The sequence below is a fragment of the Microbulbifer litoralis genome, from assembly GCF_023634065.1.
GTDB classification, from domain to species: domain Bacteria; phylum Pseudomonadota; class Gammaproteobacteria; order Pseudomonadales; family Cellvibrionaceae; genus Microbulbifer; species Microbulbifer litoralis.
The window spans coordinates 46327-62319 of the sequence record NZ_JALKCV010000015.1 but is presented as its reverse complement, the minus strand read 5'-3'; the positions used below and the strand labels follow the sequence as shown (position 1 = coordinate 62319).

The window sequence follows — 15993 nt, the reverse complement described above, 5'->3', positions numbered from 1 at the left end:
GCTCTGCAGGCGATTTCTCCCGGCGGGGTATCCGGGCTCCCACAACAATATTTCGCTTCAGTCGGCGGCCTGGTAGTAGGTCTCGCCTTTCTCGGCCATTTCGCGCATACGCTCGGTCGGCTTGTAGAGCTCGCCCAGGTCGGCGTACTTGTCGGCAATCTCGACGAAAGTCTTCATGCCCATGCTGTCGAGCCAGGCGAAGATGCCGCCGCGGAATGGCGGAAAACCGATGCCGTAGATCAGTGCCATATCGGCCTCGGCCGGGGACTCGACGATGCCCTCTTCCAGGCAGCGCGCCAGTTCGGTGGCCATGGGCACCATCATGCGCTCGATAATTTCGGTCTTGTCGAATTCCTTGCGCTCGGCGACATGCGGTTTCAACAGCTCGTAGGACTCATCGGTAGCCACTTTCTTCGGCCTGCCTTTCTTGTCCTCTTCGTAGTTGTAGAAGCCCTTGTCGTTCTTCTGGCCGTAGCGCTCGGCCTCATACATGATGTCAGAGGCCGCCTTGAAGGATTTACCCATACGCTCCGGGAAGCCCTCGGCCATGACTTTCTCGGCGTGAACACCGGTGTCGATACCCACCACGTCCATCAGGTACGCCGGGCCCATCGGCCAGCCCCAGCGCTCCATGACCTTGTCCACTTCCTGGAAGTCGGCGCCGTCGCGCACCAGCATGGAGAAGCCGGCGAAGTACGGGAAGAGCACGCGGTTGACGAGGAAACCGGGGCAGTCGCGCACAACGATGGCTTTCTTGCCCATTTTGTTGGCGAAGGCCACGACGCGCGCAATGGCGTTTTCGGAGGTTTTCTCACCCCGGATGACTTCCACCAGTGGCATTTTGTGCACCGGGTTGAAGAAGTGCATACCGAGGAAATTTTCCGGACGCTTCAGCGGACCGGCCAGGGAATCAATGGAGATGGTGGAGGTATTGGACGCGATCACGGTATCGTCGCTCACCTTGCCTTCCACCTCGGTCAGCACGGCATTTTTGACCTTGGGGTTTTCAACCACGGCCTCAACGACCACATCCACATCGTCAAAGCCCTCGTAGCTCAGGGTCGGTTCGATGCGGTTCAGTACTTCGGCCATTTTTTCCGGTGTCATGCGGCCGCGATCGACCATTTTGGACAACAGCTTGCCGGCCTCTTTCAAGCCCAGGTCGATGCCCTTCTGGTCGATATCCTTCATCTTGATGGGGGTGCCCTTGTAGGCGGACTGATAGGCGATACCGCCACCCATGATACCGGCACCCAGCACCGCAGCGCGCTCGATCTTCTTGTCGGCCTTCTTCTCCCAGTTCTTGGCGACCTTGCCGATTTTCTGGTCGTTCAGGAACAGGCCCACCAGGGACTTGGCGGTGCCGGTCTGGGCGCATTCGATAAACTGCTGCTGCTCGATCTTCAGCGCTTCATCGCGCTCCAACTTGTAACCCTGTTCGATAGAGGTCACTGCAGCGACCGGGGACGGGTAGTTTTTACCCGCCTGTTGGCCGACAAACATCTTGGTGGTGAAGAAAGCCATCAGGGCTTCGGTGTCGTTCAGCGGGATCGGGGATTTCTTGATCTCGCGGCGCGCCTTGTAGTCCAGGTCGCCGTCGATGGCACGACCCAGCAGTTTCAGCGCCGCATTCTTCAGCTCATCGGTAGGCACGACCGTATCCACCGCATGGGCGGTCAGCGCGGCGTCCGGCTTCTGCTCTTTGCCGGCGGCAATCCACTCGGCCGCCACATCGACGCCGACAATACGCGGCAGGCGCACGGTGCCACCCCAGCCGGGGATCAGGCCCAGCTTGACTTCCGGCAGGCCCACTTTGGCCCTGTCGCCCATCACCCGGTAGTCACAGCCCAGGCAGACCTCAAAGCCACCGCCCAGCGCATAGCCGTTGATCGCCGCCACACTCGGTACCGGCAGGTCCTCCAGACGGCTGATGTTTTCATTGTTCTTGTTCATCAGCTCGGAAATACCCTCGGGACCGGCCGAGAAAGCGCCGCCGAATTCGGTAATGTCCGCGCCGACGATAAATACGTCCTTGCCACTGGTCAGCAACACACCCTTAAGGCCGTCCGCTTTTTCGATCGCGTCCAGCGCCTGGGAAAACTCGGAAACCGTCTGGCGGTTGAACTTGTTGACGGACTCGCCTTGCAGATCGAACTTGAGCTCGGCGATGCCGTTGTCCAGCATCTGCACCGATAGCGCTTTGCCACTAAATAACATTGAATGACCTCTTGTATTCGGGGCTTGAGACACAGCCCGGGGTCGGGTTTATCTCGCCACATCCAGTCGCGGTCCGCGCGCGCGCAGTCGCCGCCCTGTGGCTCGGTAGTCGGCCAGGTCCGCACCCGGCGAACCTGTTGCCGTGACCGGGCGTACACGCCTCCGCAGGGCGGTGACGCGTAGACCCATTGTGGTCAGCCAGCCGTAGTATAGCCAGATTCAAACGTTTGTTTGAATACCATTTCTTACAAATTGGATGGCTGCAGTGACGCGGGAGTTCACTATTTCACCACCGGCAAGAAAGTCCGGGTGTGGCAGCAAGTCTATATGCAGCGGCGGGCACTATTAAGCCGCGTGGCGCGGCTCTGCTTTTATCTGCCTATATCTGTACAGAGTGTCCCGACCGGCGATCCGTTCAGACGCTGGGCGGGGAGTTTGCACTGACGAGAACACAGTCCGTATCGCCGGGATTGCGGAAGCGGTGCGGACGGCGGCTGCTGAAATAGTAACCATCCCCGGGACCGAGCACAGCGACCTCGCCACCGACAGTGACCTCGAGCTGGCCCGAGATGACGATACCGCCCTCCTCGCCCTCGTGGCTGAGCAGGTCCGGCCCGGTGTCCTCCCCCGGCGGATAGGTTTCGTGGAGAATCGACATGTCCCGCCGGCTGTTGGAGGCGCCGAGCAGGCGGTACTGGATAGGGCCGGTGCCGACATTGGGCATTTCGTCGGCGCGGAAAAACACCTGTGACTTGTCGTCGAACCGCAGCGTAAAAAACTCCGCCAACGACATCGGGATGCCATCGAGCACCTTTTTCAGCGAGCCGACGGACGGACTGACGCGGCCCTGTTCGATCAGCGAAATGGTGGCGTTGGTGACGCCGGCGCGCTTGGCCAGCTCGCGCTGGGACCAGCCGTGCATCTTGCGGACCACTTTCAGGCGCGCACCCACGTCGTCGTTGTTTCCCGCTTCCGGCGACTGCAGCACCGATTCCATATTTGCCATGTTGTTTTAACAGCGACCAGTGATGTATGACCCAAGTGGTCCATGCGGAGAGTTTGGTAACAAAGGAGCACAGCCAAAGCGTTCAGATCAAGGCGGGGAAGCGCAGGAATAGTGGTTCTATTTCAAGCTTTCCCAACGCAGAGCTGGACGCTTTGGCGCAGCGAACTGTTACACAACTTTCCGCATGGGCCACCAGTTTGCCCCAGATTCCACACCGCTGGCCACTCGGCAGCGGAGATCAGACCATATCGTCGAACGGGTTTTCGCCGGACAGTGTCACCGGCGAAATACCCGGCAGGGTCACCTGCTCGGCGGACATCTCGATGGCACTCTCATCCACGAGCCCCTCGCCGAAGCGGTAGATGGCGTCGAGATCCCCGCGGCTGGCGCGCTGGTCATAGGCGGCCGCCCTTGCACTCACCTCCTCGTTGCGCCGGCTGTGCCCGGTGAGTGCCTTTTCCCCGTGACGCTTCGCCAGCATGCGCCGCACCAGGTGCGGTGCCAGCACACTGGCGGTGGCGTTATTGCCGCCGAAGCCCTTGGAGTTCAGGAACGCCACATCCAGGGATTCCGGCTCCCGCTCGGTGTGCTGCAGGGCGATATCCAGGTGCTCGTGATGGACGTCATCGGCGATACGGTCGACGGTGGTGACACCGGGCAGGATGCCGCGCTCGAACATGCCCAGGCTGGTGATCAGCTGGTCGCCGCTGGCGGCACCCACGGTGTGCCCCAGGTAGGCCTTGACCGCGCACACAGGCCAGCTTTCGATACCGAAAGTGGCCGCCAGCCGATCGAAGATGGCCGACTCGGTGACCCGGTTCTGCGGTGTACTGGAGCCGTGGGCCTGTACGAAACTGCGCCGGCGCAGGCTCTCGTCGCCGACAATGGCGCGGGTTTCGGAAAGCGCTCGCGCCACCGTCAGGTAGTTGCCCGGCCCGGGGGCGGAAATGGACTTCTTGGTGCCATCGGCGTTGACGAACACATTGGCCACCGCGCCATGGATGGGCGCGCCCAGCTCCAGTGCCAGCGCATCGTCCATCAGGATCGCCCACTGGCTGCCCTCTCCGAGAGTAAAACCGCAGTTTTCCCCGAATGGCCGGCTGGCGCGGCGGAAATCGATCTCACCGGAGAACACCTTGCGCAGGCCGTCAAGGTTGGCCAGCGCGCCCATGGTGGCGTAACCATCCACCACTTCCGGCACCAGCGGCGCCTCGGCGGCGCCGACGACGGCCACGCGGGCGCGTCCGCTGCGGATATCCTCGACCGCGGCGCGCAGGTTGTAGAGATAGGTCGCACAGGCGCCGGCCACGGCGCCGGTGGTGCCGACACTGCCGAGCACATAGGCGTTGACGAAATCGGCCGGCATACTGGTCAGGCCCAGGGCCAGCTGCTTCGAACTGACGCGGTTGCCGCGCAGGCGCGACTGCAGCAGGCCGCCGTTGCCGTAGGGGTCCAGCTGGCTCATGGCGGAGCTGGCGTAGACGGAAATCCTGTCGGGGCCGGCCGCGGCCGCCACGGTCTGCCAGTCGATACCCAGCGACCGCACCGCGTCGGAAGCGCCGAGAATGGCCAGCTGCAGGCCGCGGGGATGGAAGCGGGAGTTGTATTCGTCGCCGGGCTCGAAACCGGTGGGCAGCTGCCCCGCAGAGGCCACCGGGATCTCCCGGTAGCTGTCCAGCATCACCGACAGGCCATCGCAGCGGACACGCACCCGGCCATCGCCGAGGGACTCCACCCGCCAGTCCGCCGGCAGCGGCTCCGGCAGCTGTCGCGCGGACATCTCGAAGGTGAAGCCATCGCCACTGCTGAGCTCTGCCGACTGGTGAAAATGACACTTGCGGTAGTCGTAGAAACGCTTCTCCAGCTCCCGCACCAGGGTCCCGTTCAACACCTGCTGCTCCAACGCCGGATCCAGCGGGCCGCCGGCATCCTCACCCTTGCGCAGGCCCATCAGGGCCGCCAGGTCCGACAGGGTATCGGCGCGCTCGGCAGCCCCCAGCTTGTCCAGCACCAGGCGGCGGTAACCGCGGTGGAAGGAACTCCGTCCGGCGGGGTTGAAGCCGCCGAAAGCGGTGATAACGGGAAGGCGCTGCATCCTGACCTCCAGCAAAAACGCTGCTCAAGTAACAATTTCCAAGGGAAGGTCAGTGTAGGGGGTGGCGATTCGGCCGGGTTATGGGCATACTGGCCAGCAAAATTGAGTTTTTGGCCAATTGCGCCAGTGTGCGCTGAAGAAGTGCTGAAGAAGTAATGCGAACAGTCACATTTCTCCTGATTGATCAGATGCTGGCAACCGGCACCGTGTTGCCACTGGAAATGCTGCGCGGCGCCGAGAGCCGCGCGCGCGTACAGGGCGAGAAGTCCCGCATCCGGCTGCTGACCGCCAGCCTCGACGGCGAACCGGTCAGCACCCGCTCCGGTTTCGCCTTCCCCCCGGATGTGGCGCTGGCGGAGGCTCCGGACAGCGATATCGTCTATATCCCCGCGCTGTGGCGCAATCCCCGCCCGGCGCTCAGGCGCAGTGGCGCCCTGCTCGACTGGCTGCGACGCCAGGCGGACGCCGGCGCGGCCATCAGCGCCGTGGGCACCGGGGTCTGCTTCCTGGCCGCCGCCGGACTGCTGGACGGCAAACCGGCCACCACCCACTGGCACTATTTCGACCGCTTCGCGTCCGATTATCCGAAGGTGAAACTGAAGCGGCAGTATTTCATCACCCAGGCCGACAAGCTGTTCTGCGCCGCCAGCGTCAACGCCCTGGCGGATGTCACCGTGCACCTGATCCGCCAGCTCTACGACCCGGCCGTGGCCAGCCATGTGGAACGCAACTTCTCCCACGAAATCCGCCGGCCGTTCGAGGAAATCGCCTACTCCGAGGGCGCCGTGCACCTGCACCCGGACGAAGAGATCGTCCAGGCCCAGACCTGGCTGAAGGAGCACTGCAGCGAGGAGGTGCGCCTGAGCGAAGTGGCGGCGTGTTTCGACATGAGCGTGCGCTCCTTCAACCGGCGTTTCAAACTCGCCACCGGACAGACGCCGCTGCAATACCTGCAGAATGTGCGCGTGGACACGGCGCGTGAACTGCTGCAGTCCAGCAACCTGTCCGTCAATGAAATTGCCGAGAAGGTCGGTTACCAGGACATGGGGCACTTCACCGCACTGTTCAAGAAATTCCTGTCCACCACACCCAGCGAGTACCGCACTACCGTGCGGGCAAAATTGTTCCGGGTGAATACCTGACAGACCGGGGCTCCGGCAGGGTCTACCGTGCGCACTGTTCAATGGTGCGCGCGGTACACCCTACGTACACGTCTTGCGCAGGAAAATCACATCGCTGTCGGCGAACTGCAACTGTGCGGGGAAGCGCCCGGCAAGCCAGCGGAAAGTCCGCTCGCTGAAAAAACAGATGTGGGTGGGATCGCGGATATAGTGCCAACTGGCAAAGCGCTCGCGCGAGATCACCAGCTTGGTCATCAGCGCCATCAGCCCACCGGGGCGCAGCCGCGCCCAGAGCCTCTCCAGTTCCGCAGCCGGATCGGCCAGGTGCTCGACCACCTCGGTGGCGACGACAAAATCGTAATCCCGCTGCATTGCATCCACATTGCGCAGGAAGAAGGTGTCGTAGAGCTCGACCCGGTGTCCGGCCCCGGCGAGCATTTTCGCCAACAGCGGCGCGGGGCCACAGCCAAAATCCAGTCCCTGACTGTGGGGCTTTAACGCTTTCAGCAGGGGAGTTGCACAGCGGCTGAGAAACCGGCCGTACCCCGGGTCTTCGAGGGAATTCTCGTGCAGTTCGTAGTAAGCCCGCTCATCGGCCGGGGAAAGGTGATATTCAGCGGGCACGAAAACCAGTGCGCACCCGGCGCACTGGTAGTAACTGCGAAATTTATCGCGATGATACAGCTGTGCCACCGGCTGGCGGCACAGGGGACACGGACCGGCCAAATCAGGCCGCTGCGGTGTCGGATTTTCGCTCCGCGGCGCCGTGTTGCAGCAGGCTGCCGCTGCTGATTTCAATCTTGCGCGGCTTCATCGCCTCGGGAATTTCGCGCACCAATTCAATATGCAGCAGGCCGTTGGCGAGCTTGGCATCGGTCACCTTGACGTGATCGGCAAGCTGGAAGCGGCGCTCGAAATTGCGCGCGGCGATACCGCGATGCAGATATTTCGACTCGGCTCTCTCTTCCGCCTTGTTGCCGGCGACCGTCAGGCGGTTTTGCTCGAGCTGGATATCGAGTTCGGATTCCTCGAAGCCGGCCACCGCCATGGTAATACGGTAACTGTCGTCACCGGTCAGCTCGATATCATAGGGCGGATAGGAAGGCTGCTTCTGCTCGCTGGCGGTCATCGCATCCAGCAGGCTGGCCATGCGATCAAAACCGATGGCGGAGCGGTACAGGGGGGAAAAATCTACGTTACGCATTGTCATATCCTCAATTCAGAGCAATATTGAAATTCGCCCGTCCACAGACCGGGCGTCGATCGGGGGCACCTCGCTTGAGCCTGCCACCCACAACGGTTAAATAGGGGCGCGGCGAAGGGATTCAAGAGAAACAGGAAAAAATTTATGCGGCAGGATCGAAGGAAAATACCACCGGGATTTTCGCGCCTGTTTATCGGCGTGCGCCCGGATGCCCGCACCCAGCAGTTCCTGGATGAGCTGGCCAATCACTGCAGGCAACGGTGGCGGACCGACCGGTTCGGGGACACCCGCTGGACCAGCCATGGCAACCGGCACCTGACACTGGCATTCCTCGGCGAGACTCCCGACGGTCAGACTGCCCGGATAGAGGACCGGCTACAGCAGATCGCCGCGCAACAGCCCCCGTGCGAGGCGCGGATCGTGGCATTGCAGCCGTTCCCACAGCGGCGCTCGCGACTGCTGGCTGCCGAGATGCTCCCCAATCCGGATCTCGACCGGCTCCACGGGGCCTGCCGCCGGTTGATGATCGATCTCGGCATGAAACCCGAGAGCGCCACCTACCGGCCACACATCACCCTGGCCCGCACCAGGGGTGGATTTGCGGGTTTCGAACCGCTGGCGACAGACTTCGTGCTGCGGCTCGACAACATCGCCCTCTACCAGAGCCATCTGGCAGCGGGTGGCAGCCAGTACCTGCCGCTGTATGAGACGCCGCTGGCGGCTACCTGACCAGCCGCGTGGCGCTACTGCTGATACAAAAAGGCCCGCTCGAAGCGGGCCCCTCAATCCGTTTTACCAATCAGTCCTTCAGGTAATCCAGCACATACTCCGGATACATCACCAGGCGCGGTCGCGACAGGCGCCGGCCGTCGAAGATGAACACGTAGCGCACACCATCGTCGTCGGACGGAATGGTGCGGCGGAACTTCCAGGTGTTGATCTCGTAGGTCTGGCGCCCCGATTCCACCGGCGCCACCAGACGGTACTGGTTGTGTCCCAGGAATTCGAACGGGATCGACTCGCCGCGCGACGGCTCCAGGTCCAGTGTGCGGAAGGTGTGCTTGCCCTCCTCTCCGCCGGCCAGCAGCTTCGCCAGCCGGTCCTTCTCGCCCCTGACGTATTCCAGCAGTTCCGGGTCGATCTCCCGCTCCGGCTCGGCGGCGGCTTCCGGCTTCTGCGGCTCCACCGCTGCGACAGAGGGGGCTGGCACTTCCGGCTTGCCCACCGGGGCGGCGGCTTTCTTGGCCGAGGCCTGCCGCTTGGCCGCATCGGCCCGGGCCAGCATGGTGTTGACCATCTTCTCGATCTTCAGCTCCTGCTCGGAGATGCGCTGCTCGCCGCGGGCGACGGCATCCCTGGCCTTGTTCAGGTCGGCCTGCAATTCACCGTAGTTCTCGCGAATAAACTCCACCCGGCGTGTGCGGCTGTCGACACCGCGCTCCGCCATCTTGAAGCCGTGCCTGGCCTTGTGGAGCTCCCGCTCGGTATCGGAGTTGCCCTTCTGCTGGTGCGCACTCTCGGCCCGCTCCAGCTCGCTGCGGCTCTCCTCGTAGTGTTGGCGGGCCTCCTCGAGAGACTTCTCCGCGCGAGTGATCTTGTAGTCGTAGGACAGGATCTCGTTTTCGATATCCTCGATCTGAACCATGCGGTTTTCCTGCGACTGCTCCATCCGCGCCAGCCGATTCTTCTCCGCCGCCAGAGTCGCCTGTGTCTGCGCCGTAGCAGCGCCCGCGCCCCCAATCATTAAAAGGCCCGCCAGAAACAGCGAGCAGTACCGCGTTACCGCCATAGCAAAGAACCTATTACCCGGTTTTTTTGAATCCATAGGAAAAGTGCGCGGGGATCACTTTTTGTACAGTCGTCCCATTGCGCTGTGGGCTAATTCTACGCAGCGACCGCCCCGCGGGCAATGACCGTTCGGCAGGCGGTTGTGTTCCATCGGCGGACGGCGCCGGGGGATAGCGCCCTATGTCACACCGGCTACAGTAGCGCGAACTTTTTGTGACATTTTGCCTTCACAGCGCTTGATTTTTTTTGGCACGGAAGCATTATGGGTACTAGGGAGAAGATCGCTGGACTCAGCGGCTTTCCGGAGCGGGCGTAAAACACCCAGCGCTGTTCAATCAGCAAACACTCGTTGCGACCTCGCCTCCGGTACCACTGTCGAACGCGGCACTCCCCATAGGGCGCCCTACCTTCTTTTCAGCAAACCGCAAACGCGGCCTGCAAGGTTCCTTTTAACCGGAGGTATTTGCCCATGAAATCTGCGCCCAACGATAACATCGTGTTCCGGGACATCGATAAATCGGCCGCCCTGGCTGACACCGTATCGAGAAAACTGCATAAACTGGAACGTTATTGTGGCGACATCATCCGAAGTCGCGTTGTTCTCGAAGCCCCTCACCAGCACAAAACCAAAGGCAAGCAATACAAGGCTTCGGTCGAACTCGCGCTGAGCGGCAGCCCCGTGACCATCAGCAACGAAAACGAATCCATCCACCGCGCGGTCAACAGCGCCTTCGAGTCAGCCGAGCGCTGCCTGAAGGAGCGCAGCGAGCGGCGCAAGGCCAAACGGCACCAGGGGCTGTCCGCCGCCGCAGTGGTGGTAGAGGAATAGAACGACAAAATACACTAACGGGCCGCTTGTAAAGTTCGGTAACAGTAACAAAGGAGCACAGCCAAATCGTTCAGGTCAAGGCAAGAAAGCGCTGGAATAGCAGCGTTATTTCAAGCTTTCTCAACGCAGAGCTGGACGATTTGGCGAAGCGAACTGTTACCTGACTTTGCGAGCGGCCCACTAGCCCGGATATTTCATCAGGGGCCACGATGATCGCGCCGAGATCTGTGCGCTCAGTGCGTTTTGGATGAAAAACATCCTTGTTTTTCACCCTGCGGGCGCCCTGGTGGGCGTCCAAATCCTATCCTGTAGGATTTGTGCGGCGTACATGCATGCTTATTGCACGTATTAGCCGCAAAAATGTGCTGAGCGTGCAGAGATCAAGCGAAGGCGTGGCCAGCGTTGGCCGGTGACAATCTGCCCCCGGGGGAGATCCCCGAAAACATTAACGAAGACATAGAATTACGCTAAATACTAAGCGGCCTGGTGAAATATCCGGGCTAGCAGTAAGGCGATGCCGTGGCATCGCCTTTTTTGTGCCCACGGCTATGCGTTCCCGCAGCGCCGGGACCGAAACCCCGAAAACAGTACTTCAGCCCACCGGCGTGCGCATGGTGACGAACTCCTCGGCGGAGGTCGGGTGAATACCGACAGTCTGGTCAAATACCGCCTTGGTAGCCCCCGCCTTTATCGCCACGGCGATTCCCTGGATGATCTCTCCCGCCTCGGGTCCGACCATATGGGCACCGATCACCCTGTCATCGGAAGAGTCCACCACAAGCTTCATCAGCGTGCGCTCGTCGCGGCCGCTCACAGAATGGCGCATGGGCTTGAAGTCCGCCTTGTAGATGGTGACCGCGATCCCCGAGTCGCGGGCCTCTTCTTCCGACAGCCCCACAGTGCCGATATTCGGCTGGCAGAAGACGGCCGTGGGGATATTGTTGTAGTCGATCCGCGTCGGCTCCCCGGTCTGCAGGTGTTTTACCAGTGCCATCGCCTCGGCCAGCGCCACCGGCGTCAGCTGCGGCTCACCGGTAACATCGCCCAGCGCGTAAATCGAGCGGACATTGGTGCGAAAGTTGTCGTCGACGGAGATGGTGCCATCCCGGTGCATCACCACACCCAGTGCCTCCAGGCCCAACCCCCGGGTGTTGGGCCGGCGACCGGTGGCGTAGAGCACTGCATCCACCGCGAGGGTTGCGCCCCCTTCGGCACGAACCAGCAGGCTGCCGTCATTCCGTTTCTCGATTGACTCGATGCGGTGGTTGAAGTGCAGCTGTACCCCCTTCTTGCCCATTTCGTCGCGCGTGAAATGGCGCACATCGCGATCAAAGCCACGCAGGAACAACTCCCGACGATAGGACAGGTGGGTCTCGGCTCCCAGCCCCGCAAAGATGCCGGCAAACTCCACCGCGATATAACCGCCACCCACCACCAGGATGCGCCGCGGGAACTCGGGCATGGAAAACACTTCGTTGGATGTGATCGCGTGTTCGCGCCCGGCAATATCCGGCACAAACGGCCAGCCGCCCGTGGCAACCAGGATGTGTTCCGCGGAGTAGCTGCGATCGCCGACCGCCACCCGGTGCGGGTCCTCCAGCCGCGCGCGGCCATCGACAACCGTAACGCCGGCATTTGCCAACAGGTTGCGGTAAATGCCATTCAGGCGGGCCACCTCACTGGCGTTGTTGTCGCGCAGCGTGGGCCAGTCGAACTCGGGCCCACCGGTACTCCAGCCATAGGCCCGCGCGTCCTCGAACGCCTCGCGGTAACCACTGGCAAAGACAAACAGCTTCTTGGGAACACAACCGACGTTGACACAGGTCCCCCCCATATAGCGGTCTTCCGCAACCGCCACGCGCATACCCGCGTTGGCCGCCATACGCGCAGCGCGCACGCCGCCGGAACCGGCGCCAATCACAAACAGGTCAAAATCGAATTCGGCCAAAACAGGCTCCTGTTGACAACACACTACTTCTATACCGCCACAGCGGCGATACCCGGAAAAGAACGCAAATCGCCGCTCTTTTAATCAATTTAATGTAATCTGTAATTTGTTAGTGCTCAATTGGTACAATTGAGACAGTTTTTACTTAATACACGTTGACATCCACTGACGCTTTCGATATTTATTGTGATGTTTATCACAAAAAGAAGCCTGTTAGCGAAAACAACAAATTATGGGCCACTAAAAATGGACTTCTTCTCTTCTCCCTTCCAGCGACTCCTGTGTCTGCTCTGCCTCATGCTGGCCGGCGGCCTGAGCCATGCCAAAAGCCATCCGTCGTACCTGACTCCCAAATACTGCCGGAGTGTGGTGGAACAGTTTGTCAACTCCGGCATGCGCAGCCTGGACACTTATGTCAACGAAAACTTTGACCCCCGCTACCGGGGTGGCATCCGCAACACCATCAATTTCCTGGAACAGCGAGAGAGCTGGTTGAGCGAATGCAACGACTATCTACTCGACACCAGCCAGGGCAGCATTTTCCATAGCGAACAGCTTACCCAGGATATCTTTTCCGCAATGAACCAACTCGCCACTGAGCTGCAGCATGTGCGCGAGGGTGTGGAATACCCGGACGGCGCCGGCAACGACAACCCGGCCCCGTTTATCAAGCGCCGCTACCAGACGCTGGCGGAGCTGGTAGACCAGCACCACACCCATATGCTGATGCAGAAGCAGTTCCAGTAGTCGCTGCGGTACCGGCTCCACCACCGGGGCCGGTACCGACCCATCAGTTCCCGCAACTGCTCGCCTCGCCACCCGGCAGGTGCTCGGCCAGCGTATCCAGTTGCCGGGCCAGCACACGGTCGACCGGCATCTGCGATGCCGTCGAGCTGGAGGTGTCCGCCGCCGCAGACGCGATACTCCCAGATCAGTACCGACTTTTCACCCTGGCGCACAATGCCACACTCTACGGCAGGCCCCCGTTATTCGGGCAATCCGCTTTACCCGTATCATTATTCAGCCATCTCCACCATTTTCTCTTCGCCGCGATTCACTGCCGGCGTGCCGCGCATTCTCTGCCAGCAGGTCGGCGAGCTCCGATCGACCGCTTTGCCCCAGCAGTCGCTCTTTGAGACTGGTGGCAATCCGCCGCGTGAGGGCCCCGAGCCGCGGGCGCTGCTTGTCCGAAAAGGGAATCGGCCGACAGGCGTGGACCGCCGCCAGACCGATGCGCGCCATAAACAGGCTCGCCCCCATCCCCTGCCCCAAGCGCGCGGAAACACTGCTGAGTACACTGTCCCCGACCAGTTCCGGCCAGAGTTCACTGATCGCATACTCGCTGGCCCCGCTGTAGGCCACCAGGGCCAGCACTTTCCTGAATAGCCGCCAGCGCACGACAATGGACGGGCGCACGCCGTAGATCTGGGCCACATCGTCGATCATCCGCAGCGACTGCCGCAGCGCCACCAGCACATCCAGGGTGGCGAAAGGGCTGAGCCCCACCAGCGCCCCGGTGGTGGTTCCGTGGCGTACGATACGGCGCAACGCTTCCTGATCCAGCGCCTCGAGAAAAGTCACTTCCAGGTGGCGCAACAGCTCGCTGCTGTCGTAGTAGTCGGGCGTTTCCTCCAATACCCGGCTGAGCAATACGCCCTGGGGCTTGCCGGCGAAGTGCTCTGCCAGCTCCCGGCGAAATGGCTCCGCCTGTTCATCACTGCGACAATCGCGCAGGTCGGCCGCCAGTCGCTGGGTCCGCTGCAGTTTGCGCAGCGGCTTGCCGGCGCGGAAATACTCCCAGATGGCACTGGCGATAGTGGCGCAGAAAGCGGCGATTACCACACCGGCCAATGCACCCAGGCTCCAGTGAATATCCGCCGCCCAGCGAAACAGCTGGCGCAGCTCCCAGGCGACGGCGGCACCCGCCAGCCCCAGTGCCGCCAGCAACGCGGGCTTCCAGAAGCGCAGCCGGAATACCGGCAGGCGCAACTCGGTGAAGGAAATCCGGTCCGGCAGGGATTCGCCGGTTGTGATCGACCGCGGTATTTCGCTGCCCTCTTCGCTCAGGGGCTCGACGCGAGTGGCGTCCCGGTGCACCGTCTCCGCCTCCGGCTCGTCCAGGGCCTCGATCCGCGTCCGTCGACGCCGGGATTCGTCTTTTACGTCACTCATCAGACCTTATCTCCGAGCAGCAGATTGAGCAGGGCGTCCACGCGGATATGGGGAATGCACTGGTCCGCCCCCATACCGGCCGGCGGGCGCAGTTGCGGCGGCGCCGCATCGGCGTAGTGTTGCCAACCCTCTCCCTCGCGCGGCAGGCGGGCGAATATCTCGGCATTCTCAAACCCCAGGTAGTGCCCCTGCATATCGTGCCCCACCAGCATGCGGCGGCCGTTGCGCTGGCTCTCGTTGGAGCAGCGCACCGCGGCGATCGCCTCGCAGTAGAGCGGCAGGCCGCGATGGCGGGCGCCGGAAAACGCCTGTTGCAGTTGCTGTCCCAGCAGCTGACGCAAGGCATCGTGGTCGGCCGCCAGCACCTGGTCCACCTTGGTGGCGGCAAACAGCAGGCGATCCACCCGCGGTCGCCACAGTTTGCGCAACAGGCCGGTGCTGCCGTAACGAAAGGTGTCGGCGATATGACCGAAGGCCAGGCGCATATCGTCCAACGCCTGCTCGCCGGCAAACAGGGTGCCGATCATGTCCACCAGTACCAGTTGGCGATCCAGGTGGCGGAAATGGCTCTCTACAAAAGGCAGCACCTCCCCTTCCACATAATCGCGGTAGCGACGGGCGAGCGTTTTGTAGTTGCTGTCCTCCGGCAGCGCCGCCAACTCCTCGGCGGAGTGGCTGCGCAGGTCCAGCAACGGCAGCAGACCGTAGTCGCGCTCGTCGAGCAGGGCGCGGCCCGGCTGCAGATAGCTGAGTTTTCGCCGGCTGCGGCAGTCGAGCAGGAACTGGCGGTAATCGCGCCACAGTGCCGACAGCCTCGTCTCTTCGGCACTGGCGGCGGGATCCAGGGCCGCCAGTTTTGAAATCGCAGCGGGCGCCAGTCCAGCGCGCGCATCCCCGTCGATCAGGTGTGCCTGCTGGCGACACCAGTCGCGGTAATCCAGGTGTAGCAGCGGCAGGTCCATCAACCACTCGCCCGGATAGTCGCGCAACTCCAGGATCAGGGTGCGGGTCCTGCTGCCGCCCAGGCGGCGTCGGTGGCGCAGGTGGATATGCAGCTCCATCGCCGATACTTCCCGGGTACTTTCGGGCCAGCGCGGCGGCTGTGCCATCAATGCTTCCAGGCACGGCGGGTAATCAAACGGCGGCAGCCCCGAATCCAGCGCCGGCTTCAGCTCCGCACCCAGCAGGTCGCCGTTCAGGGCGGGCGCAAAGCCCGGCAACTGCGCCCGCTGGGGATGGCTCAACTGGTAGATCAGGCTGGTCAGCAGCGTCGACTTGCCGGCACCACTGAGGCCGGTGATGCCGACGCAGACGCGGCGATCGAGCAGGCGCTCCGCCGCCCAGTGGGATTTTTCCCGAGCCTCGCGGCGCCACTGCCGCAACCGGCTTCGCAGGCGCTGGCCGCGCCCGCTCACCTGTTCACTGTTGCTCATAGGCTATTCCGTCTGTCTGCCCGACGCCAATAGCGCTCGGGGCGTTAATCGGGGTGATAAAGAATACCGGGAATAATGGGGACGCTCCCGGTGGACCCGCACGGCCAGCGGAACCACATCCAAACGAAAAAAGCGCGCCGGGATCACCCGGCGCGCCTTCGCGACCTGCCCGCGGCACGA

General features: G+C 62.2%; 14 protein-coding genes. 4 read left to right on the top strand and 10 right to left on the bottom strand.

Annotated features, from left to right (window positions below; translation table 11 throughout):
- Positions 1-57: 57 nt before the first annotated feature.
- From fadB to MWN76_RS17970, 3 genes are all read right to left on the bottom strand, one after another.
- Positions 58-2217: a fatty acid oxidation complex subunit alpha FadB gene (gene fadB / locus MWN76_RS17980; RefSeq protein WP_250464021.1), complete on the bottom strand. Its 2160-nt coding sequence runs from the start codon at positions 2215-2217 to the stop codon at positions 58-60.
- 415 nt (positions 2218-2632) lie between these two features.
- Complete coding sequence (locus MWN76_RS17975) at positions 2633-3223, bottom strand: cupin domain-containing protein (protein ID WP_250464019.1); 591 nt, start codon at positions 3221-3223, stop codon at positions 2633-2635.
- Positions 3224-3461: 238 nt separating this feature from the next.
- Positions 3462-5318: a beta-ketoacyl synthase gene (locus MWN76_RS17970; RefSeq protein WP_250464017.1), complete on the bottom strand. Its 1857-nt coding sequence runs from the start codon at positions 5316-5318 to the stop codon at positions 3462-3464.
- 155 nt (positions 5319-5473) lie between these two features.
- Here MWN76_RS17970 and MWN76_RS17965 point away from each other — a divergent pair, with 155 nt between their 5' ends.
- Positions 5474-6460, top strand: coding sequence for a GlxA family transcriptional regulator (locus MWN76_RS17965; protein WP_250464015.1), 987 nt, complete (start codon positions 5474-5476; stop codon positions 6458-6460).
- A gap of 60 nt (positions 6461-6520) precedes the next feature.
- On the opposite strand, the gene MWN76_RS17960 is transcribed toward MWN76_RS17965, so the two are convergent.
- Complete coding sequence (locus tag MWN76_RS17960) at positions 6521-7165, bottom strand: class I SAM-dependent methyltransferase (protein WP_250464013.1); 645 nt, start codon at positions 7163-7165, stop codon at positions 6521-6523.
- 1 nt (position 7166) lies between these two features.
- Positions 7167-7643: an Hsp20 family protein gene (locus MWN76_RS17955; RefSeq protein WP_250464011.1), complete on the bottom strand. Its 477-nt coding sequence runs from the start codon at positions 7641-7643 to the stop codon at positions 7167-7169.
- Between the two features lie 144 nt (positions 7644-7787).
- On the opposite strand from MWN76_RS17955, the gene thpR reads away from it, so the two are divergent.
- Positions 7788-8372 (top strand): RNA 2',3'-cyclic phosphodiesterase, encoded by a 585-nt coding sequence (thpR, locus tag MWN76_RS17950; protein WP_250464009.1) that lies wholly within the window; start codon positions 7788-7790, stop codon positions 8370-8372.
- Positions 8373-8442: 70 nt separating this feature from the next.
- Here thpR and MWN76_RS17945 read toward each other — a convergent pair whose 3' ends face one another.
- Complete coding sequence (locus tag MWN76_RS17945; RefSeq protein WP_250464007.1) at positions 8443-9288, bottom strand: hypothetical protein; 846 nt, start codon at positions 9286-9288, stop codon at positions 8443-8445.
- Positions 9289-9900: 612 nt separating this feature from the next.
- Between MWN76_RS17945 and hpf the strand changes: the two genes are divergently transcribed.
- Positions 9901-10260 carry a ribosome hibernation-promoting factor, HPF/YfiA family gene (hpf, locus tag MWN76_RS17940; protein ID WP_250464004.1) on the top strand — a complete coding sequence of 120 codons (360 nt, stop codon included), beginning with the start codon at positions 9901-9903 and terminating at the stop codon, positions 10258-10260.
- A gap of 70 nt (positions 10261-10330) precedes the next feature.
- Here hpf and MWN76_RS17935 read toward each other — a convergent pair whose 3' ends face one another.
- Positions 10331-10558 (bottom strand): hypothetical protein, encoded by a 228-nt coding sequence (locus tag MWN76_RS17935; protein WP_250464002.1) that lies wholly within the window; start codon positions 10556-10558, stop codon positions 10331-10333.
- A gap of 294 nt (positions 10559-10852) precedes the next feature.
- The gene (gene gorA, locus MWN76_RS17930) at positions 10853-12208 is read right to left on the bottom strand and encodes a glutathione-disulfide reductase (RefSeq protein WP_250464000.1); all 1356 of its coding nucleotides are present in this window, start codon (positions 12206-12208) and stop codon (positions 10853-10855) included.
- Positions 12209-12454: 246 nt separating this feature from the next.
- Here gorA and MWN76_RS17925 point away from each other — a divergent pair, with 246 nt between their 5' ends.
- Positions 12455-12955 (top strand): hypothetical protein, encoded by a 501-nt coding sequence (locus MWN76_RS17925; protein ID WP_250463997.1) that lies wholly within the window; start codon positions 12455-12457, stop codon positions 12953-12955.
- Between the two features lie 273 nt (positions 12956-13228).
- On the opposite strand, the gene MWN76_RS17920 is transcribed toward MWN76_RS17925, so the two are convergent.
- The gene (locus MWN76_RS17920) at positions 13229-14380 is read right to left on the bottom strand and encodes a TIGR01620 family protein (RefSeq protein ID WP_250463995.1); all 1152 of its coding nucleotides are present in this window, start codon (positions 14378-14380) and stop codon (positions 13229-13231) included.
- Complete coding sequence (locus tag MWN76_RS17915; RefSeq protein WP_250463993.1) at positions 14380-15813, bottom strand: YcjX family protein; 1434 nt, start codon at positions 15811-15813, stop codon at positions 14380-14382. Before MWN76_RS17915 ends, MWN76_RS17920 begins: the two co-directional genes overlap by 1 nt.
- Positions 15814-15993: the final 180 nt, after the last annotated feature.